Genomic DNA, 22,855 nt, shown 5'->3' with positions numbered 1-22,855 from the left:
TCTCATATTTGATAGGACGAAAACTCGGGGTGAAACTCAAAGAATTTGTCGTAGAAGCATTTGACATACTGTTGCATGGACCATCGGCTGTTGAAGCCGTATTTATGGCGCATCCAGCTACGGCCTTCTTCGACATAAAGTTGCAAGTTCTCCTTGTATCCTTCTGTTTTGATCAAGTCGGCCTGGGTCAAAAGATGTGATTCGTTTTCCATGGCCCATACTTCGGAAGTGATGGCAGCGGCCCAATCGTTGGCATAGGCTTTTGCAATCAGTTCGCTTTCAGCCCCATAGCCGCGAAAATTGGAACCGTCAAAAACAAAGCCCATATGGTCAGGCTGGTGCTGATTGAGAATAGCCTCCACAAATTCACGCCTGAGCAAATAGGCGTTGTTGTGGATGAACCAGAAGTATTTGGTGGATTGTTCCTTGAGTAATAAACGTTCTCCCCACCGCTCGGCGCAAGGGGAGAGAATGCCCACCCTTGGATGCTGGTCTAGCACATTCATCAGGGGGGCCACGGTGGCACAGGCTTGCAGTTCAGTGTCGTTTGTTAGCAGGAAGAATGCATCGTATTGTTTGAACTTGCCGTCCTTCCAAAGCTGGCTGAGTCCGTGGTTCATTCCGCGGGAGTAGCGTAGGCCATGAGCAAGTGCATCAGGCCAGTCGGCGTGCCAGGACGTATGTGTGGACAGTTGCTCGGCATCGGAGCCTGCTTCAACTACAAATACATCGGTCAGATCCCCGTCGTGATGTATGAGGTGTCGGCAAAGGCTGTCTGTAACCGCTGGTAGATTTCTATTCAGAATAATTGTCGCAACACGTTTCATGTCGACCTCACCAGACGGAAATTGCGAAGATAGCGCAGGATGCTGTTTTTGACGTGCTGACGTAAGTATTGATCAAGGTTTATTCCTTTCGATTCAAGGGCACGACTTGCCTCTTCCTTTAGTGCCACGCACTCCGGTGTTGAAAATACATAGTGCCCCGCGATGATGGCGCGGTCGCGGTCTGTTGCCTGGGTGTCAGGCAGCATCCACTTGTTCCATTTGTTGGATGCATGGGCAATTTGCAGGAATCGTTCGGAGAGCCCTGCTAGATTGTTTGCTTCCAGAATACTTAATAAGGCGCGAGTTTCCGTAACTCCGAACTCGGGCGCCACATTGGCTGCATGGATACCCAAGCGGGGATGCCATTGGAGCGCTTCGTCGGACAGGTAGTCCGTGTTGTGTTCTTTCATGAAGATGCCATAGCGATTGCATATTTCGATCATCTTCGGCAATTGAATCTCTGCTGGAAGCTCATCTGCAACCCGAATCGGGCTGTCGAATGAGCCCACATTTCTGGTTTCCATCACACGTGTGCCACATTGAATGACCACAAAGGTGGGCTGTGGAAGACGGTACTTTTTGCAAAATTGCTGAACCGCGTTCAACGTGTAATCCAGTTCTTCCTGGCTGTTGGTGCTGCCGCTTTGTTCTTCGGTGCCAATCTCAAAAATGACGTCCTGTCCCAATTGCTGTGCTTGGCTCCAGCAATATTCATAGAGTTCAAATATGCGGTCATGAACCTCGTCTACATCGGGTTGGCCGTGTACGTCAATACTGGGGTCTATGTGCAGTATTTGAAAACCGGCTTCAAGGTCTGCGCGATATGAGGCCTTTGCAGACTCCATGGCGCGCCGAAGGCTGAGATTTTCTATTACCTCTTGGGTGTTCTGCCAAGGGCCACCGTGATCACGGGCAAGGAGTAGCTTGCCTTTTTTGTCATTGTCTATGACATACCGGGCAAATTCTTCCGTGGTCCAGTTATTAACGTAGCCACCGCCAAATTCTTTCGAGTCGATTTGGCGGCGACTGGCAATGAGGAGGATAGGAACTTCATGTTCGTTGGAGAGTTCGATTGCGGCGTCAATGCAATTTACGCTCATGGGGCCTACCCCTAACAGCGTACATTTCCTTTTTTGTAAGAAGGATTCAAGTCTTTGTTGGATCATACGGTCCACTCTCCTGATAGTTTCGCATGAGCGCTAGGTAGTTCATTTGGGTTATAAGCAGTGAAGAATTTCTCCATGACGTGAAGGCAAGCTTCCGCCACTGCGCGATCCCCTCCAGCGCGCTCTGTAATGAAATTGGCATGAGTCTTGGCCAGTTTGTCGGCATTGGCGGGTGCAATTGCGTACCCCACTTCGCGCATGACATAGTGATCAAAAATACCGTCTCCCATATAGATGACGCTGTCAAGCTGATACCGTTCCTTAATCCAATCGATTCGGTGAATGGTACTGACAACGTCCAATCGGAAATCCATGTCTTCGACGATACGTTTTTTTGATATCTCGAAGCCTTTTTTATCTCCAGTGATAAAGCGGATATCGAGGTATGGCCTCAGCAGCGAGAGTGCATCATTGTCGTCAGGCCCAAATATCTTCATTACTTTACCTTCGGATGTATAGAGGAAATGTCCTGTTGTTAGGACTCCGTCGACATCAAAGATAAAACAAGTAGGCGTAATTTTTCTGTCCCTTGAGTCAATTTGAGACTCAGTGTTTTGTATGGGGTTGATCTTCTTCATATTCGCTTACGAGATTTTTTAATACTGACTTTAGCTTTCCGGTGTCGTTATTGTTTATTACCACACTTAAACTGCTTAGATGGATAGTCAGTTCCATCCATTCCTTGTAGTGTTCAGTGGCTTTCATGATGCGCGGATGCTGGGTTGTAATTGGATTATTGCCTATCAACAGCTCTTCATAGAGTTTTTCTCCTGGGCGTAATCCCACGATGGAAATTTCTATGTCGCCTCCGGGGCAGTTTTTGTTTCGAAGTTTCAACCCCGAGAGTGCCACCATCCTTTCAGCCAAGTCCAGGATTTTCACCGGCCTCCCCATCTCCAGCACAAACACATCCCCCCCCTGCGCCATGGCACCCGCTTGCAGCACCAGTTGCGCGGCCTCGGGGATGGTCATGAAGTAGCGGGTCACCTCTGTATGGGTTACCGTCAGCGGACCGCCTTGGGCTAGTTGTTTGCGAAATAAAGGCACGACGCTGCCGCTGGAGCCGAGTACGTTACCAAACCGCACCATGGCGAAGAGGGTGCTGTTGGGGCTGCTGGTGTTGTCATTCCATTGCACCACCGGGCTGGCAGCCAAGGCTTGCAAGATCAGTTCGGCGATGCGTTTGGTGGCTCCCATCACATTGGTGGGGCGCACGGCTTTGTCGGTCGAGACCAAAACAAAATGTGCAACGGATGTGGTGATCGCCGCACGCGCCATATTCAGCGTGCCAAACACGTTGTTCAAGATGCCCTCACTCGGGTTGCTTTCAACCAGCGGCACGTGTTTGTAGGCGGCGGCGTGGTAGACCGTGGTGGGGCGGTAGCGGGTGCAGATGTCTAGCATCCGCGCATAGTTGCCCACGCTACCCAGCAGTGGCACCAGCTCCACGGCCAGGCCGTGTGTGGCACACAGAATTTGCAGTTCTGCATGGATGGTGTAGAGCCCAAATTCATTATGGTCTACCAGCACCAAGCGGGTGGGGTGTTCCACCACAATCTGGCGGCACAACTCGCTGCCGATGCTGCCCCCGGCCCCGGTTACCAGCACGGTTTTGGCGGTGAGGTTGCGGGCCAGCAACTCAGGGTGGGGCGGAATGGGTTCACGGCCCAGCAGGTCTTCAATATCCAGTTCGCGGATGTCTTGCACTGTGACGCGACCGCTGGCCAGGTCGGCCATGCCGGGCAGGGTCCGCACGTGTACCGGCAACGTTTGCAGGGTTTGCAAAATGGCATTGCGGCGCTCTCGGCTGACGCTGGGGATGGCTAGCAAGATGTCGGTGATGTTTTCTCGGCTGACGATGCCGGGCACCTGCTGGGGGCCATATACCGGCACGCCATTGATGCTGCGGCCGGCTTTGGTGGCATCGTCGTCCACAAACCCCAGCAAGGTGTAGGTCCGTGTGCTGCCCAGTGCAGCGGCGGTTTGTACGCCGGCGTTGCCTGCGCCATAAATCAGCAAGCGAGCATCGGGGTGGCGGGACGCGCTGCCCAGGCCGGCCAGCCAATGGCGTGCAATCGACCGGCTGATTCCCACCAGCAGCAAAAAAACCAGCGGTTGCAGGATGCCGATGCTGCGTGGGATGACTTCCCATTGCATCCACTGCAGCCATTGCAGCAAGATAAATAGCCATACGGTGTAGATACCTACCGCCTTGGCAGTGGCCGTGAGTGCCGCCATGCCGGTGTAGCGAAAAATGGCACGGTACAGGCCAAAGCGTACAAAAATCGGCACCGCCAACAGCGGGCCTAGTGCATATACCGCCCATTGCGCCCCGGCAGGCCAATGCAGCTTGTCCAGCCGCAGCGTAAAGGCCAGCCACATGGCAAACAAGCCCAGAACGACATCCAGCGAAACCACCACCAACTGCTTGGTGGATCGAGGCCATTCCAGAATCGCGTGGTGGTTAGGCAAAGGCATCCGCATCATGCCGCACGGGGCTGGGTTGGCAGCGGTTTACCCCCATGCAAAGGCAGCAGGCCACCGGGGAATAGCATGGTTTCCTGGGGGAACAAGAGGGGGCTGGCGTGGCGGTGGGATGTGGACAAAGGGGACTCAGGGCAAGCAGTGACAGGCGCTATCATCCCACGACCCGAATAGGCGTTTGCATGTTGTACCAAATCATCTCGTTTTTGTTAGAGGTCGCCACCGGTCTGGTGGGCAGTGCCTGTTTATTGCGTTTGTATATGCAATACCAGCGGATTTCCTTCCGCAATCCGGTTGGCAACCTGGTGTTTGCTTTGAGCGACTGGCTGGTGCTTCCGCTGCGGCGGGTGGTGCCTGCGGTGGGCCGCTGGGATCTGGCGAGTGTGATCGCCCCGATCGTATTGAAGCTGTTGCAGTTTTTCTTGCTGTGGCTGCTGGCGGGCGCCGGGGCTGGAGCCGGGGCGGTGCCGGTGTTAGCCGTGTTTGGGGTGGTGTCGATGGCGATTACCGGCCTGATTGGCATGCTGTTGGTTTACAGCGTGCTGTCATGGGTGCAAGCCCGTTCGGCCCTGTCGGACGTGTTAGAGCGCCTGTGCGCCCCTTTGCTGCTGCCCGTGCGCCGCATTGTGCCGCCGGTGGGGGGCTTTGATTTGTCGGCGCTGGTGCTGTTGGTGCTGCTCCAGGTGGCGTCCATCGTGCTGAATTACGCACTGCCTGCGGTACTGGCGATGTTTTAAGCCCCGAGGCTTGCTATACTTATTTTAAGTATTTTGATAGCAGCTGGCGCAGGTGTTACTTGCGCTAGTTGCCAATTCGGCTTGTGAAAATTTGCCTAAAAACCTACACCACCGCATCGACTGGCTGCTTGAGCAGCATGGCCAACGTGTGGGCAATGGTCTTGCGCAGTTCCTTGCGGTTGCAGATCAGGTCGATGGCACCTTTTTGTTGCAAGAATTCGGCCCGCTGGAAGCCTTCGGGCAAGGTGACCCGCACGGTGGATTCAATCACCCGGGGGCCGGCAAAGCCGATCAGCGCCTTGGGCTCGGCAATCACCACGTCGCCCACAAACGCAAAGCCTGCGCTCACGCCGCCCATGGTGGGATCGGTCAGCACGCTGATGTAAGGCAGGCCTTTTTTGGCCAGGCGGGTTAAAGACGCATTGGTTTTGGCCATTTGCATCAGGCTCAATAGGCCTTCTTGCATGCGTGCGCCGCCGGTGGCGGTAAAGCAGATGAACGGCACTTTTTGCTCGATGGAGGCGTGCACCGCCCGCACAAAGCGCTCGCCCACCACGCTGCCCATGCTGCCGCCCATAAATTCAAATTCAAAACACGCCACCACCACGTTGATGCCGTGGACCGAGCCGCCCATCACCACCAGCGCATCGGTCTCGCCGGTGTTTTCCATCGCCTCTTTGATGCGCTCGGGGTACTTGCGGCTGTCTTTGAACTTCAGCGGATCGACCGGCACCACCTCTTGGCCCAGCTCGTAGCGGCCTTCTGCATCCAAAAACACGTTTAACCGTGCCCGTGCGCCAATGCGGTGGTGGTGGCCGCAGCTGGGGCAGACGTTCTGGTTTTGCTCCAGATCGTTTTTGTACAGCACGCTCTCACAGCTTGGGCACTTGATCCACAGCCCTTCGGGCACGCTGCGGCGGTCGGCAGGGTCGGTGTGCTGGATTTTGGTGGGGAGCAGTTTTTCAAGCCAAGACATAGGGTTTCCTCTGGTCAGGTGGCGCGCCCAGGGTGTGGGCGCGCGGGGGATGGATTATGCGTCCAGCGCAGTGCGGATGCCGCGCAGGAAGTCGGCGGCGGTGGCCACCACCTGGTCGTGCGGTTGGTTTTCGATCAGCTGGATGATTTTGCTGCCGATCACCACCGCGTCGGCCACCTGGCCAATGGCGCGGGCGGTTTCGGCATCGCGGATGCCAAAGCCCACGCCCACGGGGATGTGTACGTGCTGGCGGATGCGTGGCAGCATGGCCTCGACCGCGCCGGTGTCCAGCGTGCCTGCACCCGTCACGCCCTTGAGCGACACGTAATACACATAGCCACTGGCCACCTTGGCTACCTGCTGCATGCGTTTTTCGGTCGAGGTGGGGGCCAACAGAAAGATCAGGTCCATGTCGTGGGCCTTGAGCTTGGCGGCAAAGTCCACGCATTCTTCGGGCGGGTAGTCCACGATCAGCACTCCGTCTACACCGGCTTTGGAGGCGTTCTGGATGAAGGCATCCGTGCCGTGGGTCTGGTCATAGCGCTCCACCGGGTTGGCGTAGCCCATCAGCACCACGGGGGTGTGGGCGTTTTGTAGGCGGAACTGGCGCACCATCTCCAGCACGTCGGCCATGCCGATGCCGAAAGCCAGGGCTTTTTCGCCCGCCTTTTGGATCACCGGGCCGTCGGCCATGGGGTCGCTGAACGGAATGCCCAGCTCGATCACATCGGCCCCGGCGGCCACCATGCCGTGCATCAGCGCGGGCGTGATGTCGGGGAAGGGGAAGCCTGCGGTGACGTAGGGAATCAACGCGGTGCGGCCATCTTTTTTAAGCTGCGCGAAGGTGGTGGTGGTGCGGCTCATGTGGCTTCTTTCAAGTTGGTTCCGGCACCTTTGACGGTCAGGCCGCGCATGGAAGGGCGGTCGTAGAAGTCGCTGCCGGACAAGTCGGCCACGGTGCCGATGTCTTTGTCGCCCCGGCCCGACAGGTTCACCAGAATCGACTGGTCGGGCCGCATGGTTTTGGCCAGCTGCATGGCGTAGGCAAAGGCGTGGCTGGATTCCAGCGCGGGAATGATGCCTTCGGTGCGGCACAGGTAGTGGAAGGCGGCCAGCGCTTCTGTGTCGGTAATGCCTACGTATTCGGCGCGGCCAATGTCTTTCAGAAACGCATGCTCCGGGCCAACGCCGGGGTAGTCCAGGCCCGCGCTGATGCTGTGGGTTTCGGTGACTTGGCCGTTCGCATCTTGCAGCAGATAGGTGCGGTTGCCGTGCAGCACGCCCGGGCTGCCTTTTTGCAGCGATGCCGAGTGTTTGCCCGATTCCAAGCCTTCGCCCGCCGCTTCCACGCCAATTAACCGCGTGGCCGTGTGGTCAATGTAGGGGTAGAAAATGCCCATCGCATTGCTGCCGCCGCCCACGCAGGCCACCACGGCGTCGGGCTGGGTGCTGGTACAGCCCGCAGCCGCCAGCATTTCAGGCATTTGCACCAGGCATTCGTTGCCGATCACACTCTGGAAGTCGCGCACCATCATCGGGTAGGGGTGCGGGCCGGCCACCGTGCCGATGATGTAGAAAGTGTTGTCCACATTGGCCACCCAGTCGCGCATGGCTTCGTTCAGCGCGTCTTTCAGGGTTTTGCTGCCCGACTCTACCGGCACCACGGTGGCACCCAGCAGCTTCATGCGGTAGACGTTGGGGCTTTGGCGCTTCACGTCTTCGCTGCCCATGTAAACCACGCATTCCAGGCCGTAGCGGGCGCAGATGGTGGCCGTGGCCACGCCGTGCTGGCCCGCGCCGGTTTCGGCAATCACACGGGGCTTGCCCATGCGCTTGGCCAACATGGCCTGGCCGATGGTGTTGTTGATCTTGTGCGCGCCGGTGTGGTTCAGGTCTTCGCGCTTGAGGAAGATCTGCGCGCCGCCCATTTCACGGCTGGTGCGGGCCGCGTGGTAGATGGGCGAAGGGCGGCCGACAAAGTGGGCCAGTTCCGACGCGAATTCGGCCAAAAATGCCGGGTCATGCTGGTACTGGGCGTAAGCGTCTTTCAGCTCTTCAATGGCGTGGGTTAGCGTCTCGGAGACAAAACTGCCGCCATAAATGCCGAAGTGGCCTGAGACATCAGGCTGTTGGTAGGTGGTCATGGTTTAACTTTGCAAGTTGGTCGTCTGCCGCGCGCACTGCGGCGACAAACTGGTGGATTTTTGCGGCATCTTTAATCCCCTTGGAGATTTCGACACCGGAGCTCACATCAACGGACAGCGACAGAGCGCGTGGCCGAACCTGCAAAATGCCATCGGTCACGTTTGCAGGCGTGAGTCCACCACTTAAGACGAGGTGAGAGCTGACGCTTGGAGGAAGACGTGACCAATTGAATGTTTTTCCGCCGCCGCCATATCCATCGACGTGTGCGTCGAGCAGGATGGCTTGGGCTGTTGCGTAATCGGATGCGAATTTTAGCAAGTCGAAGCTGCCACTGTCACCGAGTGGGATACGCGCTGCCCGCAGATAAGGTCGTGTGCCTTGCGCACTGGCCGCCCAGCAGTCCGCAGGCGACTCTTCACCATGAAATTGCACTGTAGCGCTTGGTATATATGCGCAAGCAGCTATCACATTAATAGCGGATTCGTTAACGAACAGCAATACCGGCGTGACGAAAGGCGGCAGGCGCTTGGCCAGTTCGGCGGCGCGTTGGGGTGTCACAAAGCGGGGGCTGGGTGGGTACAGCACAAAGCCGACGGCATCCGCCCCGGCGGCTACGGCGGCATCTACGTCCTGCTCGCGGGTCAGGCCGCAGATTTTGATGCGGGTGCGGAGGTGGGTCATGGCTAGGGCATCCAGTCAAAAGCGGCGGTTCGGGTGGGCAAGCCCCAGTGTTCGGGATACACCGGACCCATGAAGTACAGGCCGTCGGGTGAAAACGTGGGGGCTGCGGCGTTGCGGTCCCGCGCGGCCAGCACTTCCAGAATCCAGTCCGGTGGCTGAAAACCTTGGCCGATCACCACCAGGCAGCCCATCAGGTTGCGGATCATGTGGTGCAAAAACGCATTGGCTTCAAACTCGAAGCGCCAGTACACGCCGCGCTGGGCGATGTCGATGCGGCGCATGGTTTTGACCGGCGACAAGGCCTGGCAGCGCGCCGCCCGGAACGATGAAAAATCGTGCTCGCCCAGCAAATGGGCGGCGGCCTGCTGCATGGCGGCCAGGTCCAGTGGGCGGTAGACCCAGCCTACGCGGCCCGCTTCCACGCTGGGCCGCACGGGCGACTCCAGCAATGCGTACATATAGCGGCGGGCCACAGCGCTGGCGCGGCAGTGGAAGCTGTCGGGCATTTCCTGCGCCCACTGCACGGCGATATCGCGGGGTAAAAATGCATTCACACCGCGCACCCATGATGCAATCGGGCGCTGCAAAGGCGTATCGAAGTGCACTACCTGCATCAGGCCGTGCACACCGGCATCGGTGCGACCCGCACACAAGGTTGACACCTTGCGCTGGCTGAACGCGGCTAGCGCGGCCTCCAGCTTGTCTTGTACGGTGTTGCCGGTCAGCTGGCTCTGCCATCCCTCGTAGCCCTGGCCGTTGTAGCTAACGCCCAGGGCTATGCGCATGGCACAGGCATCAGGACAGGCTGTCCAGGAACTTCTGGGCTTTGGTGCGCAGCGCGCCGGTGGCTTCTTCCAGCACTTCTTCGGCCAGGGCGCGGGCACCGTCTTCGTCGCCGATGGAGTTGAACTCTTCGGCCAGCGAGAGTTTGGTGGCCAAGGGGTCGCCTTCTTCGATGTCACCTTCGTCGATACCGATGTCTGCGGACTCGGCAACGGCTGCTGGCTGCGGGTCTTCCAGGTCGAGTGACAGGGAGCCCAGATCAAATTCGATGTTGCCGTGGCTGTTTTCCGCTATGGGCGGTGGGGGCGCGGTGGTTGCGGACTCGGACAGAGGGCTGCCAGCCGTGCTCAGGTCAAGGTCAAAGTCAAGCCCGCTAAACGGTGCTTCATTGGTCGAGTCGGGAATGTCCAGTGCGGCGGGCATGGTCAGGGCGGTAATGGGGTCCGATGGGGGCGCAGAGATGTCTTGGGCTTGCAGATCGCTGTCCAGGAAATCCAGGTCCAGGTCGAGGTCCAGACCTTCCAGGCCGGCCGGGGCTTCCAGGGGCGGCTCGGTCGATACGCTGGACATGGGCACATCCACAGGCGTTTCTACACGCACGCTATCCATCCACGCAGGGCTAGCGGTTGCGGTGGCCGCAGCATTCTGCTCTGCCGATTTGTACAAGCTATTGCCGGGCTCCAGTCCGTGGCCCATGGCGGCAATGCGTTCCCATTCCGCTCCCTGGCCATTGGTGAGGGCCTGGACTATGGCGGCCAGGCCCGCAAAGTTGACTGCATCCCGGCGCTTGGCGTAGATCTCTAGCAGTTTGCTGTGGATGGCGATGCGCTGAGGCGAGGCACGCAAGGCTTCCTTGAGGATTTCTTCGGCCTGTAAATCGCGGCCGTAGGCCAGGTAGACATCGGCCTCGGCAACCGGATCGACATCGCTGGTGGCATCGAGTTGGCTGGGCGAATACGACATGCTGGAGGCGGGCGCATCGTCAGAGTGGGTGTCCACCCGTTGGCCACCGCTGGCACCAAAGAACGAATCGGCCTGGAGACGGCTTTCCAGGAAGGAGCTGTCGGCAGTGGATGCATGTTTGCGCCGCCGTGCGCGGTAGAGGCCAAAGCCTCCTAGCAATGCCGCCAGACCGGCACCGGCCAGCACCAGGGGGTTCTCGCGCAAGGCATCCATCCAGTCGCCGGATTCTTCGAGGGCGGGGGTAGGCGGGGCGCTGGCGGCAGAGGCTGGTGCAGCAATGGGCGTTGCCGGTTCTGAGGCGGGTGCCAATGCGCCAGATGCAGCGGCGATGGGTGCGGATGCGGCAGGCTCAGCGCTTGCCGAGGCCACCGGTGCTGCGGGCACGGCGACGGGAATGGTTGGGATCTCCACCACGGGCGCTTTTGCTGCACTGGCTACTTTGGCCGGTGGCGTGGCGGTGGAGGCACCCAGTTTATTCAGCTCGGTGATATTTTTGGCGAGTTCTGCCACCCGGGCTGCGGCCTCTTGGTCGGCTTTGTCGCGGGCAATCTTGTCTTCGTCCGGCTTGCTTTTGAGTGCACCTTTGGACAGCGTCAATTTGTCAGGGGTGGCGGCGGCAGGCTTTTTCTCATCGACTTCGGCTTGCACCTTGCCACTGGCTTTGCGGTCGGGCTCGGCCATTTGCACGGCCGGCACATTGGTTGCCAATTTGTTGCGGAAGGCGTTGAAGTCGCGGCTTTGCGCATTGATGATCTGGGTCGCTTCCACGGGGGGCGTTACACCGGCCTGGGTTGCGTCTGGCAGGCTCAGCACGGCACCGGCCTTGATGCGGTTCACGTTGCCGCTGATGAAGGCGTTCGGGTTGGCACGCAGCATGGCCACCAGCATTTGGTCCAAGGACACGCTGGTGGGCTTGTGGACACTGGCAATTTTGCTGGCCGTATCGCCGGCTTTGACCACCGCTGTTGTGGCATCGCTGACTGGGGGCTTGGGATTGGCTGCGGGCTTGGGGGCTGCGGTCCGGGCCGGAGCAGCTGGCGCTGGTGCGGCGGCGGGAGCCACGGCCCCTGCTGTGGGGGCAGCTGCCGGGGTGACCGTTGCCGGAGCCGTGATTTGCGCCGCCGTAGCGGCTGCCTGCGCCTGGCGCTGCACCGGTGGGTCCAGCAAGATGGTGTAGTCCCGGACGATGCGGCCCGAAGACCAGCTGACCTGCAAGATCAGGTCGATAAACGGATCGCTCACGGAGCGGCTGCTGCTCAGGCGCAGGATGGATTTGCCGTCGGCCCGGCGCTGGAGCACGATGCGCAGGTCGGTTAAAGCCGTGTTGTATTCCAGCCCGGCGGCGCGAAAGGCTTCGGCCGGGGCGACTGCGGGTTGGAGGCTGCTGGCTTCGTCGGCCGTGATGTCCGGCAGTTCGATCTCCGCACGCAGAGGCTCTCCCAAGCCGGACAACACCGTCATCCGACCCAGCGATAGCGCCATGGCACTGCTACTGGCAAGTCCCACCAGTGCCGTTACAACGGCTGCCGTGATGGCAGATTTCTTCCAGTGGGGAGCCGAAAGAGGGCTTGGGGCGCTATCAACCGGGCAATTTTTGTTCATCATTCGGGCATGCACTACGACACTGAAGTAGAAAAATTACCCTGCATTTATGTCGTGGGCTGACCCGTTGATGCAAGGTACGCAAAACTGCAACATCGGTTTCCACAGATGTTGCATAAGGTTACATCCTACCAAAGGAGAGGTAACGTGAAAGTTAAGCTGCGAGCAAAATTCGAAGCATACGCCGCAAAGGCTCGGCCGCGCCCCACAGCAGCTGGTCGCCGATGGTAAACGCACCCAGGTACTCTGGCCCCATCGCCAGCTTGCGCAGACGGCCCACCGGGATGCCCATCGTGCCGGTAACGGACACCGGGGTCAGGTCTTTTACCGTGGCTTCGCGGGTGTTTGGCACCACGCGCACCCACTCGTTGTCCTGGGCGATCAGGGCTTCGATGTCGGCCAGAGGCACGTTCTTTTTCAGCTTGAAGGTCAGTGCCTGGCTGTGGCAGCGCATGGCACCGACGCGCACGCAGAAGCCGTCCACCGGGGTGATGGCCGTGCCGAAGCTGGGGCCTTGGCCGAGGATCTTATTGGTCTCAGCACCGGCTTTCCATTCTTCCTTGCTGGAGCCGTCGCCCAGGTCTTTGTCGATCCAGGGGATCAGCGAGCCGCCCAGCGGTGCGCCAAAGTTGGTAATCTCCGCTGCGCTAAGGCTTTGCTGCTTGGCCAGCACCTTGCGGTCGATTTCCAAAATGGCAGATTTGGGGTCGTCCAGCAGGGTGCGGACTTCGGCGTTCAGCGTGCCAAATTGTGTGAGCAGCTCGCGCATGTGCTGGGCACCGCCTCCGGATGCGGCCTGGTAGGTCATGCTGGTCATCCACTCGACCAGACCTGCCTTGTACAGCGCGCCCACGCCCATCAGCATGCAGCTGACGGTGCAGTTGCCGCCGACCCAGTTGTTGCCGCCCTTGGCCAAGGCGTTTTGGATGACGGGCAGATTCACCGGGTCGAGCACGATGACGGCGTTGTCTTCCATGCGCAGTGTGCTGGCGGCGTCGATCCAGTGGCCGTTCCAGCCCGCAGCGCGCAGCTTGGGGAAGACTTCGGAGGTGTAGTCGCCGCCCTGGGCAGTCAGGATGATGTCGCAGCGCTTGAGTGCGTCGATGTTGTACGCGTCTTGCAGCGTAGTTTCATTTTTGGCTTGGGCCGGGGCCTTGCCACCGGCGTTGGAGGTGGAGAAGAACATCGGCTCGATCAGGGCAAAGTCGCCCTCGGCCTGCATGCGGTCCATCAACACCGAGCCGACCATGCCGCGCCAGCCGACCAAACCTACGAGATTTCCTACTTTCATGTCATCGCCCTTTAAAAAATTTTTAACCCCCGGCTCGTCGAACCGGGGAGGGCGTGACGAACCGGGCTGGATCAGCCTTTGGTTGTCTTGGTAATCTTGGAAAGTGCAGCGACAACAGCGTCGCCCATTTCCCGCGTACCCACCTTGGTTGTGCCTGCGGAATAGATGTCACCCGTGCGCAAACCTTGGGCCAGCACGGACTGCACCGCAGACTCGATACGGTCGGCGGCGTCGGCTTGTTGGAGTGAGAAACGTAACATCATGGCAGCGCTCAATATTGTAGCCAATGGATTGGCGATGCCTTTGCCTGCGATGTCGGGTGCGCTGCCGTGGCTGGGCTCGTACAGGCCCTGGTTTTGCGCGTTCAGGCTGGCCGAGGGCAACATGCCGATGGAGCCGGTGAGCATGGCGGCCGCGTCGCTCAGGATGTCGCCAAACATGTTGCCGGTGACCAGCACATCGAACTTCTTGGGCGCTTTGACCAGCTGCATGGCCGCGTTGTCCACATACATGTGGTCCAGCGCCACGTCGGGGTATTCCTTGCCCACCTCGGTGACCACGTCTTTCCAGAACTGGAAGGTTTCCAGCACATTGGCTTTGTCCACGCTGGTGACGCGCTTGTCACGTTTGCGGGCCGCCTGGAAGGCGACGTGGGCGATGCGCTCGATCTCCGGGCGGCTGTAGCGCATGGTGTCGAAGGCTTCTTCGGAACCGGGGAAGTGCCCGTCCACCGCAATGCGGCGGCCGCGCGGCTGGCCAAAATAGATGTCGCCGGTCAGCTCGCGGATGATCAGGATGTCCAGACCCGCCACCAGCTCGGGCTTGAGGCTAGACGCATCCACCAACTGCTCGTAGCAGATGGCCGGGCGGAAGTTGGCGAACAGGCCCAGGTTCTTGCGCAGACCCAGAATGGCTTGCTCGGGGCGCAGCGGGCGGTCCAGCGTGTCGTATTTCCAGTCGCCCACGGCACCGAACAGCACGGCATCGGCCTCTTTGGCCAGTTTGAGCGTGGCATCGGGCAGCGGGTGGCCGAAGGCGTCAAAGGCGCAGCCGCCGACCAGGGCGGTTTCCATCTCGAACGGCAGGTCCAGCACGTTCAATACCTTGATGGCCTCGGCCATGATTTCGGGGCCGATACCGTCGCCGGGCAATACTGCAATTTTCATAGAAGTCATTGGGATAAATTTATAAGAAATAGGGCTATAGCGCAGGTTCTACATGCGCAAGTAGCTATTAAATTGATAGTTAAGTGCCCACCGCCACGGTGTGCGCCAACCAAGGCTTGGTGGCTAGCCGTTCGGCTTCAAATGCCTTGATCTTGTCAGACTGCAACAAGGTCAAACCGATGTCGTCAAAGCCGTTCAGCAGGCAGTATTTGCGGAAGGCCTGCACGTCGAACGGTAGTTCTTCGCCCTGCGGTTGGACCACCACCTGGCGCTCCAGATCGACCGTCAACTGGTAGCCGGGGAAGGCCAGGCAGGCATCGAACAACGCGGCCACTTGCGCCTCGGGCAACACGATCGGCAGCAGGCCATTTTTGAAGCTGTTGTTGAAGAAGATGTCGGCGTAGCTGGGCGCGATGATGGCGCGAAAGCCGTACTGGTCGAGCGCCCAAGGCGCGTGTTCGCGCGAGGAACCGCAGCCGAAGTTTTTGCGTGCCAGCAATACGGAGGCGCCTTGGTAGCGGGGCTGGTTCAGCACGAAGTCGGGATTCGGCTTGCGGCTGGCGGGGTCTTGGCCGGGGAAGCCCGCGTCCAGGTAGCGCCATTCGTCGAATAAATTCGGGCCAAAGCCGGTTTTGCGGATCGACTTCAAAAACTGCTTGGGGATGATGGCATCGGTATCGACGTTTTCGCGGTCCATCGGGGCCACGAGGCCGGTGTGTACGGTGAATTTTTGCATGTTATTTCTTCGACGAATTCTCGATTTTTTCGCCTACTTTTTGCACGTCTTGCCCGAAGCCGTGGATGGTGTTGCAGCCGGCCAAAACAAAGGCCAGGGCCAGCAGAGCGGTAATTTTTTGCATGGTGTAGCTCCTTAAACGAATTGGCGAACGTCAACAAAATGGCCATGTACGGCGGCGGCGGCGGCCATCGCGGGGCTGACCAAGTGGGTGCGGCCACCGGCACCCTGGCGGCCTTCGAAGTTGCGGTTGCTGGTGCTGGCGCAGCGCTCACCGGGCTCCAGCTTGTCGGCGTTCATGGCCAGGCACATCGAGCAGCCGGGTTCGCGCCACTCGAAGCCTGCGGCGATGAAGATTTTGTCCAAGCCTTCGCGCTCGGCCTGTTCTTTGACCAAACCGGAGCCGGGCACGACCAAGGCCAACTTGATGTTCTTGGCAATTTTCTGGCCCAGGCTTTTGACGACCGCAGCGGCTTCGCGCATGTCTTCGATGCGGCTGTTGGTGCAGGAGCCGATGAACACTTTGTCCACGAAGATGTCGTTTAGCGCCTTGTTGGGCTGCAGGTTCATGTAGGTCAAGGCGCGCTCGATGGCCAGGCGCTTGTTGCTGTCTTTTTCCTTCTCGGGGTCGGGCACGCGGCCGTCGATGCCCAGCACCATCTCGGGCGAGGTGCCCCAGGTGACTTGCGGAATGATCTGGCTGGCATCCAGCTCCACCACGGCGTCGAAATGCGCGCCGGGGTCGCTGTGCAAGGTTTGCCAGTAGGCGGCGGCCTGGTCCCATTCGACACCGGTGGGGGCCAGCAGGCGGCCTTGCACGTAGTTAATCGTCTTCTCGTCCACTGCCACCAAGCCGGCCCGGGCTCCGGCCTCAATCGCCATGTTGCAGACCGTCATGCGGCCTTCCATGCTCAAGGCGCGGATGGCTGCGCCGCCGAATTCGATGGTGTAGCCGGTGCCGCCTGCGGTGCCGATTTTGCCGATGATGGCCAGTACGATGTCTTTGCCGCCGCAGCCTTTGGGCAGGGTGCCTTCGACGCGCACCAGCATGTTTTTGGCCTTTTTGGCCAGCAGGGTTTGCGTGGCCATGACGTGTTCGACCTCGCTGGTGCCGATGCCGTGCGCCAGCGCGCCAAACGCGCCGTGGGTGGAGGTGTGCGAGTCGCCGCAGACGACGGTCATGCCGGGCAAGGTGGCACCGTTTTCAGGGCCGATGACGTGGACGATGCCCTGGCGCTTGGACATGAAGGGAAAGTAGGCCGCCGCGCCGGATTCTTTGATATTGCTGTCCAGCGTGAGGATTTGCTCTTTGCTCACCAGGTCGGTGATGCCATCAAAGCCCAGTTCCCAGCCCGTTGTGGGCGTGTTGTGGTCTGCCGTGGCCACGATGGAGCTGATGCGCCACACCTTGCGCCCGGCCTGGCGCAGACCTTCAAAGGCTTGCGGGCTGGTGACTTCGTGGACCAGATGGCGGTCGATGTAGAGGATGGTGGTGCCGTCTTCTTCGGAGTGGACGACGTGTTCGTCCCAGATTTTGTCGTACAGGGTGCGTGCCATTTTTTGCTTCTTTCGTGAGGATGCTAATTTTAGGTTGCAGTGAGGTGGTCTAGCAGTAGCCGGGCGGTAACGGGCAGGGTGGCGAAGTCGCGCGCCACCAGTTCTATCTGCCGGGTGGCCCAGTCGTCTTTCAGGGGGATGGCGGTGAGCTGCGGGTTGTGCATCAGCGCAAACGCCCGCTGCGGCATCACGCCGACCCCTAGGCCGTTGGCGATCATGCGGCACATGGCATCCAGCCCGGCCACGTGGATGCGCAGTTTGATGCTGCGGCCCTGCGCGGCGGCGGCGCGGTGCATGGCCAGGTAGATGGAGCTGGTGGCCTGTAGGCCCACATGGTCGTCATCTAGGGATTCATCAAAATGAATAGCTGCTCGTGCAGATAGGGTATGCGCTACAGGCACTATTAATACTAAATTATCTTGCCGGTAGGCTTGGGTTTGCAGTGTGCCCACGCCGTCGGCTGTGTTGCAGATACCGAGGTCGGCCGCGCCTTCTTGCACGGCGCGGATGACTTCAGAGCTCAGGTGTTCTTCCAGGTCAATCTTGACCTGCGGATGCGCCCGGCTGAACGCGCCCAGGTCTTCGGGCAGAAACTGCACCACGGCGGAAATGCTGGCGTGGATGCGCACATGGCCGCGCACGCCGCACGCGTATTCGCTCAATTCGCTCTGCATCTTCTCCAGGCTGTAGAGCATGGAGCGGGCGTGGTGCAGCAGGCTTTCGCCCGCCGGGGTCAGGTCTACGCCGCGCGTGTGGCGGATGAGCAAAGGCGTGGCCAGGGTGGCTTCCAGGTCGCTCAGGCGCTTGCTGACGGCGCTGGCAGCAATGAATTCGCGCTCCGCCGCGCGGCCAATGCTGCCCAGCTCGCACACGGCTACAAAGAGCTGGAGCGAGGTGAGGTCGATGCGGCGGGCGAAGTTGCGTTCAGTGGGTTGCATGGTGGGGGCATCGCGGTGGGCGATGGGTAGCTATTTTCTCGCCTTTAAAAGATGCTTACCGTCTGAATTGGCGATGACCGCCATCGTCTGAATGGTATTGAAAATTTATATGTTTTAGGGCTCTAGCGCATGTTCTATCTGCGCAAGTAGCTATATAAAAAGTAGCAAAACATGTAGGCATGAAAAAACCCGCCGACATTGCTGTGGGCGGGTTCTTGAGGGGTCAGATAGATCAGCGGTTAGCGATGGGCTTCACATCGCGAGCGGCCGAGCCGGTGAACAACTGGCGTGGGCGGCCGATCTTGTACTCGGGGTCGCCAATCATTTCGTTCAGCTGGGCGATCCAGCCGGTGGTGCGGGCCAGAGCGAACACGGCGGTGAACAGCGGTGTGGGGATGCCGATGGCGCGCTGCACGATGCCGGAGTAGAAGTCCACATTGGGGTAGAGCTTGCGGGAGACGAAGTAATCGTCTTCCAGGGCAATCTTTTCCAGGGCCATTGCCAGCTTGAACAGCGGGTCGTTCTCTAAGCCCAGCTCTTGCAGCACTTCCTTGCAAGTTTCTTGCATCAGCTTGGCGCGGGGGTCGTAGTTTTTGTAGACGCGGTGGCCAAAACCCATCAGCTTGACGCCGGAGTTTTTGTCCTTGACCTTCTCCATGAACTCGCCGACCTTGGACACGCCGCCCATTTTCTGGATGTCTTCCAGCATGTTCAGGCAGGCTTCGTTGGCGCCGCCGTGGGCAGGGCCCCACAGGCAGGCCACACCAGCGGCGATGGCCGCAAACGGGTTGGTACCCGACGAGCCGCACAGGCGCACGGTGGAGGTGGAGGCGTTTTGCTCGTGGTCGGCGTGCAAGGTGAAGATGCGGTCCAGGGCGCGTTCCAGCACCGGGCTGACCACATACTCTTCGCACGGCGTGGCGAACATCATGTGCAAGAAGTTGCCTGCGTAGCTCAGGTTGTTCTTCGGGTACATGTAGGGCTGGCCGATGGTGTACTTATAGGCCATGGCCACCAGCGTCGGCATCTTGGCGATCAGGCGGATCGCGGAAATCTCGCGGTGCGCCGGGTTGGTGATGTCGGTGCTGTCGTGGTAGAAGGCCGACAGTGCGCCTACCAGGCCGGTCATGATGGCCATCGGGTGGGCATCACGGCGGAAGCCGCGCAGGAAGAACTGCATCTGCTCGTTGACCATGGTGTGGTTGGTCACAAGCTTGGTGAAGTCGGCTTTTTGCGTGGGGTTGGGCAGCTCACCGTACAGCAGCAGGTGGCAGGTTTCCATGAAGTCGCAGTTGGTGGCCAGCTGCTCGATGGGGTAGCCACGGTACAGCAGTTCGCCCTTGTCACCGTCGATGTAGGTGATGGCCGATTGGCACGACGCGGTGGACAAAAAGCCCGGGTCGTAGGTGAACATGCCGGTCTGGGCGTAGAGCTTGCGGATGTCTACGACATCTGGGCCCACGTTGCCCGAGTACACGGGGAGGTCCACACTGGGGCTGCCGTTACTAAACGACAGGGTGGCTTTGTTATCTGCTAACTTCATTTCATTGCCCTTTCAGCGGTTTCTCAACATAGTCAAAATTTCGTGCACGTCGCTGCGGTCCAGCGCGGGTTCCACTTCACTTAGCGGTTTCCGTGCTAAGTGCAGATCCAGCAAATCGTGGTCGCTCAACGCCATTAAATCGCCCATAGCTTGCCCTTGGCTGACGGTCAGCGTGGCGTCAAACTGGTTGAAGAAGCGTTCGATGTAAATATCGTTTTCCAGCAAGCCACGGCGGCAACGCCAGCGCAGCTTGCTCAGGGCGCGTTCATCCAGCAGGTCAGAGCCTGCGGGGGCGGAGGAGGAGGTTAGCGATTGCACGAACCGTCCTTAGATGGCGCGACGCACCATCAGCTCTTTGATCTTGCCGATGGCCTTGGTGGGGTTGAGACCCTTGGGGCACACGTCTACGCAGTTCATGATGGTGTGGCAGCGGAACAGGCGGTACGGGTCTTCCAGGTTGTCCAGGCGGGCGGCGGTGCTGTCGTCGCGGCTGTCGGCGATGAAGCGGTAGGCTTGCAGCAAACCTGCGGGGCCGACGAACTTGTCCGGGTTCCACCAGAAGCTGGGGCAGCTGGTGGAGCAGCTGGCGCACAAGATGCACTCGTACAGGCCATTCAGCTCATCGCGCTCTTCCGGGCTTTGCAGGCGTTCGCGCTCGGGTGGCAGGCTCTCGTTGACCAAATACGGCTTGATCGAGTTGTACTGCTTGAAGAAGTCGGTCATGTCCACGATCAGGTCGCGGATCACCGGCAGGCCGGGCAGCGGCTTGAGGACGATGTCGCCCTTGAGCGTGAGCATATTGGTCAGGCAGGCCAGGCCATTTTTGCCGTTGATGTTCATGGCGTCCGAGCCGCACACACCTTCGCGGCAGGAGCGGCGGAACGACAGGGTGGGGTCTTGTTGCTTGAGCTTGATCAGCGCGTCCAGCAGCATGCGCTCTTGGCCGTCGAGCTCAATCTCGATGGTTTGCATGTACGGCTTGGCATCGGTGTCCGGGTCGTAGCGGTAAATTTTGAAAGTGCGGGTGGTCATTTTTTATTCCTAATCGTGCTTAGAACGTACGCACTTTGGGTGGGATGCTGTCGACCGTCAGGGGCTTGAGGTTGACGGGTTTGTAGCTCAGGCGGTTGTCGACGCTGTACCACAGGGTGTGTTTCATCCACTCCTTGTCGTTACGGCCCAGGGGGAACTGGTCGTGGTCGGCGGGGTGCTCGTAGTCGTACACGGTGTGTGCACCACGGCATTCGCGGCGTGCAGCAGCCGAGACGATGGTGGCCTGGGCGACTTCGATCAGGTTGTCCACTTCCAGCGCTTCGATCCGGGCGGTGTTGAAGATTTTGGACTTGTCTTTCAGGGTGATGCCGGCCACGAGCTGGCGGATGGCAGCGATCTTTTGCACGCCTTCGTCCATGCTGACCTGGGTGCGGAACACGCCTGCGTGCAACTGCATTGCGGTGCGGATTTCGCCCGCGATCTCTTGCGAGTAGTTGCCCTCGGTCGAGGACTCCAGCCGGTTCAGTCGCTCCAGCGTGCGGTCGGCGGCATCGGCGGGCAGGGGCTTGTGCTCTTTGTTCTTCTGGTTGAATTCGACGATGTGGCGGCCTGCGGCCTTGCCAAACACCAGCAAATCCAGCAACGAGTTGGTGCCCAGACGGTTGGCACCGTGCACGCTGACGCAAGCGCATTCGCCCACCGCGTACAGGCCGTTGACGACGGAGTTGTTTACGCCGTCTTTTTGCTCAATTACCTGGCCGCTGATGTTGGTGGGTACGCCGCCCATTTGGTAATGGATGGTGGGCACCACGGGGATGGGCTCTTTGGTGATGTCCACGTTGGCGAAGTTGACGCCAATTTCAAACACCGAAGGCAGGCGTTTGTGGATGGTGTCCGCGCCCAGATGGTCCAGCTTGAGCAAGATGTAGTCCTTGTTGGGACCGCAGCCACGGCCTTCCTTGATTTCTTGGTCCATGCAGCGGGACACGAAGTCGCGCGGGGCCAAGTCTTTCATGGTGGGCGCATAGCGCTCCATGAAGCGCTCGCCATTGCTGTTGAGCAAAATCGCGCCTTCGCCTCGGCAGCCTTCGGTCAGCAGCACGCCTGCACCGGCCACGCCGGTGGGGTGGAATTGCCAGAACTCCATGTCTTGCAGCGCAATGCCGGCACGTGCCGCCATGCCCAGGCCGTCGCCGGTATTGATGTAGGCGTTGGTGGATGCGTCAAAAATACGGCCTGCGCCGCCAGTGGCCAGTAGCACGGTCTTGGCTTGCAGGATGTGCAGGTCGCCGGTTTCCATCTCTAGCGCGGTCACGCCGACGACATCGCCTGCTTCGTCGCGGATCAGGTCCAAAGCCATCCACTCGACGAAGAAGTTGGTCTTGGCCTTGACGTTTTGCTGGTACAGGGTGTGCAGCATGGCGTGGCCGGTACGGTCGGCTGCGGCGCAGGCGCGTTGCACCGGCTTTTCGCCGTAGTTCGCGGTGTGGCCGCCAAAGGGGCGCTGGTAAATCGTGCCGTCGGGGTTGCGGTCAAACGGCATGCCGAAGTGTTCCAGCTCGTAGACCACCTTGGGGGCTTCGCGGCACATGAACTCGATGGCATCTTGGTCGCCGAGCCAGTCGGAGCCCTTGATGGTGTCGTAGAAGTGGTAGTGCCAGTTGTCTTCGGACATATTGCCCAAAGATGCACTCACGCCGCCCTGGGCTGCCACGGTGTGGCTGCGGGTGGGGAACACTTTGGACAGCGAGGCCACGTTCAGGCCGGCTTGGGACAATTCGAGTGCAGCGCGCATGCCCGAGCCTCCGGCTCCGACGATCACGACATCAAATTTACGTTTGGAAATGTGGGCTTTGGTGTAAGTCATTTTTAGTTTGCTTCTGTCGAATGTTCTTTAGACGCGCCAGAGGACCTGGATGGCCCAGCCTGCGCAGCCGACCAGCCAGACCATCGTGAAAATTTGCAGTAGCAAACGCAGCCAGACCATCGAGGTGACATAGTCCATCCAGATGTCGCGCATGCCCACCCAGACGTGGTACAGCAGGGCGATGATGACCGAGAAGGTGACGATCTTCATCCACTGTGCAGCGAAGATGCCGGCCCACAGGTCGTAACCGATAGGGCCTTTGTTGAGCAGCAGTTGCGCCAGCACCACCACGGTGAACAAGGCCATGATGCCTGCGGTGACGCGTTGCGCCAACCAGTCGCGCAAGCCGTAATGTGCGCCCGTGACGACGCGTTTGGATCCGTAATTTACCGACATGTTG

The 22,855-nt window shown here is 59.5% G+C and carries 22 protein-coding genes; 1 reads left to right on the top strand and 21 read right to left on the bottom strand.

Annotated features, from left to right (window positions below):
- Positions 1-2 precede the first annotated feature (2 nt).
- The 4 genes from AC0969_RS09990 to AC0969_RS09975 are packed head-to-tail and all read right to left on the bottom strand — an operon-like array spanning position 3 to position 4,471.
- On the bottom strand, positions 3-827 hold the full coding sequence (locus AC0969_RS09990) for a glycosyltransferase family protein (protein ID WP_479623996.1): 825 nt from the start codon (positions 825-827) through the stop codon (positions 3-5).
- Entirely contained in the window at positions 824-1,993 is a 1,170-nt protein-coding gene (locus tag AC0969_RS09985; protein WP_479623995.1) for a class II D-tagatose-bisphosphate aldolase non-catalytic subunit, read from the bottom strand. Before AC0969_RS09985 ends, AC0969_RS09990 begins: the two co-directional genes overlap by 4 nt.
- Entirely contained in the window at positions 1,990-2,571 is a 582-nt protein-coding gene (locus AC0969_RS09980) for an HAD hydrolase family protein (protein WP_479623994.1), read from the bottom strand. Before AC0969_RS09980 ends, AC0969_RS09985 begins: the two co-directional genes overlap by 4 nt.
- Complete coding sequence (locus AC0969_RS09975; RefSeq protein ID WP_479623993.1) at positions 2,540-4,471, bottom strand: polysaccharide biosynthesis protein; 1,932 nt, start codon at positions 4,469-4,471, stop codon at positions 2,540-2,542. The genes AC0969_RS09980 and AC0969_RS09975 overlap by 32 nt, the downstream gene beginning before the upstream one ends.
- A 188-nt stretch (positions 4,472-4,659) precedes the next feature.
- Here AC0969_RS09975 and AC0969_RS09970 point away from each other — a divergent pair, with 188 nt between their 5' ends.
- The gene (locus AC0969_RS09970) at positions 4,660-5,214 is read left to right on the top strand and encodes a YggT family protein (RefSeq protein WP_479623992.1); all 555 of its coding nucleotides are present in this window, start codon (positions 4,660-4,662) and stop codon (positions 5,212-5,214) included.
- 103 nt (positions 5,215-5,317) lie between these two features.
- Here the strand turns inward: AC0969_RS09970 and accD are convergent, their stop codons facing one another.
- From accD to sdhD, 17 genes are all read right to left on the bottom strand, one after another.
- Positions 5,318-6,190, bottom strand: a complete 873-nt coding sequence (gene accD / locus AC0969_RS09965) for an acetyl-CoA carboxylase, carboxyltransferase subunit beta (protein ID WP_479623991.1) — start codon at positions 6,188-6,190, stop codon at positions 5,318-5,320.
- A 54-nt stretch (positions 6,191-6,244) separates the two neighbouring features.
- Positions 6,245-7,054 (bottom strand): tryptophan synthase subunit alpha, encoded by an 810-nt coding sequence (gene trpA, locus AC0969_RS09960; protein ID WP_479623990.1) that lies wholly within the window; start codon positions 7,052-7,054, stop codon positions 6,245-6,247.
- Positions 7,051-8,334, bottom strand: coding sequence for a tryptophan synthase subunit beta (gene trpB, locus AC0969_RS09955; protein ID WP_479623989.1), 1,284 nt, complete (start codon positions 8,332-8,334; stop codon positions 7,051-7,053). Before trpB ends, trpA begins: the two co-directional genes overlap by 4 nt.
- Complete coding sequence (locus AC0969_RS09950) at positions 8,312-9,016, bottom strand: phosphoribosylanthranilate isomerase (protein WP_479623988.1); 705 nt, start codon at positions 9,014-9,016, stop codon at positions 8,312-8,314. Before AC0969_RS09950 ends, trpB begins: the two co-directional genes overlap by 23 nt.
- A 2-nt stretch (positions 9,017-9,018) precedes the next feature.
- Complete coding sequence (gene truA, locus AC0969_RS09945) at positions 9,019-9,801, bottom strand: tRNA pseudouridine(38-40) synthase TruA (RefSeq protein ID WP_479623987.1); 783 nt, start codon at positions 9,799-9,801, stop codon at positions 9,019-9,021.
- Between the two features lie 10 nt (positions 9,802-9,811).
- On the bottom strand, positions 9,812-12,244 hold the full coding sequence (locus AC0969_RS09940; protein ID WP_479623986.1) for a FimV/HubP family polar landmark protein: 2,433 nt from the start codon (positions 12,242-12,244) through the stop codon (positions 9,812-9,814).
- Positions 12,245-12,518: 274 nt separating this feature from the next.
- Entirely contained in the window at positions 12,519-13,655 is a 1,137-nt protein-coding gene (gene asd / locus AC0969_RS09935; RefSeq protein ID WP_479623985.1) for an aspartate-semialdehyde dehydrogenase, read from the bottom strand.
- Between the two features lie 71 nt (positions 13,656-13,726).
- The gene (gene leuB, locus AC0969_RS09930; RefSeq protein WP_479623984.1) at positions 13,727-14,821 is read right to left on the bottom strand and encodes a 3-isopropylmalate dehydrogenase; all 1,095 of its coding nucleotides are present in this window, start codon (positions 14,819-14,821) and stop codon (positions 13,727-13,729) included.
- Between the two features lie 79 nt (positions 14,822-14,900).
- Positions 14,901-15,557: a 3-isopropylmalate dehydratase small subunit gene (leuD, locus tag AC0969_RS09925; protein WP_479623983.1), complete on the bottom strand. Its 657-nt coding sequence runs from the start codon at positions 15,555-15,557 to the stop codon at positions 14,901-14,903.
- A gap of 1 nt (position 15,558) precedes the next feature.
- The gene (locus AC0969_RS09920) at positions 15,559-15,681 is read right to left on the bottom strand and encodes an entericidin A/B family lipoprotein (protein ID WP_479623982.1); all 123 of its coding nucleotides are present in this window, start codon (positions 15,679-15,681) and stop codon (positions 15,559-15,561) included.
- Between the two features lie 11 nt (positions 15,682-15,692).
- Positions 15,693-17,114 carry a 3-isopropylmalate dehydratase large subunit gene (gene leuC, locus AC0969_RS09915; protein WP_479623981.1) on the bottom strand — a complete coding sequence of 474 codons (1,422 nt, stop codon included), beginning with the start codon at positions 17,112-17,114 and terminating at the stop codon, positions 15,693-15,695.
- A gap of 29 nt (positions 17,115-17,143) precedes the next feature.
- On the bottom strand, positions 17,144-18,052 hold the full coding sequence (locus tag AC0969_RS09910) for a LysR family transcriptional regulator (RefSeq protein ID WP_479623980.1): 909 nt from the start codon (positions 18,050-18,052) through the stop codon (positions 17,144-17,146).
- A 232-nt stretch (positions 18,053-18,284) separates the two neighbouring features.
- Positions 18,285-19,595, bottom strand: a complete 1,311-nt coding sequence (gene gltA, locus AC0969_RS09905; protein WP_479623979.1) for a citrate synthase — start codon at positions 19,593-19,595, stop codon at positions 18,285-18,287.
- A 12-nt stretch (positions 19,596-19,607) separates the two neighbouring features.
- Positions 19,608-19,913: an FAD assembly factor SdhE gene (locus tag AC0969_RS09900; RefSeq protein WP_479623978.1), complete on the bottom strand. Its 306-nt coding sequence runs from the start codon at positions 19,911-19,913 to the stop codon at positions 19,608-19,610.
- Between the two features lie 9 nt (positions 19,914-19,922).
- Complete coding sequence (locus AC0969_RS09895; protein ID WP_479623977.1) at positions 19,923-20,627, bottom strand: succinate dehydrogenase iron-sulfur subunit; 705 nt, start codon at positions 20,625-20,627, stop codon at positions 19,923-19,925.
- A 19-nt stretch (positions 20,628-20,646) separates the two neighbouring features.
- Positions 20,647-22,455 (bottom strand): succinate dehydrogenase flavoprotein subunit, encoded by a 1,809-nt coding sequence (sdhA, locus tag AC0969_RS09890; protein ID WP_479623976.1) that lies wholly within the window; start codon positions 22,453-22,455, stop codon positions 20,647-20,649.
- A gap of 27 nt (positions 22,456-22,482) precedes the next feature.
- Positions 22,483-22,851 (bottom strand): succinate dehydrogenase, hydrophobic membrane anchor protein, encoded by a 369-nt coding sequence (gene sdhD, locus AC0969_RS09885; RefSeq protein WP_479623975.1) that lies wholly within the window; start codon positions 22,849-22,851, stop codon positions 22,483-22,485.
- Positions 22,852-22,855: the final 4 nt, after the last annotated feature.

The sequence above is a fragment of the Rhodoferax sp. LB1P47 genome, from assembly GCF_056521445.1.
This window is presented reverse-complemented; position numbering and strand designations above follow the sequence as displayed.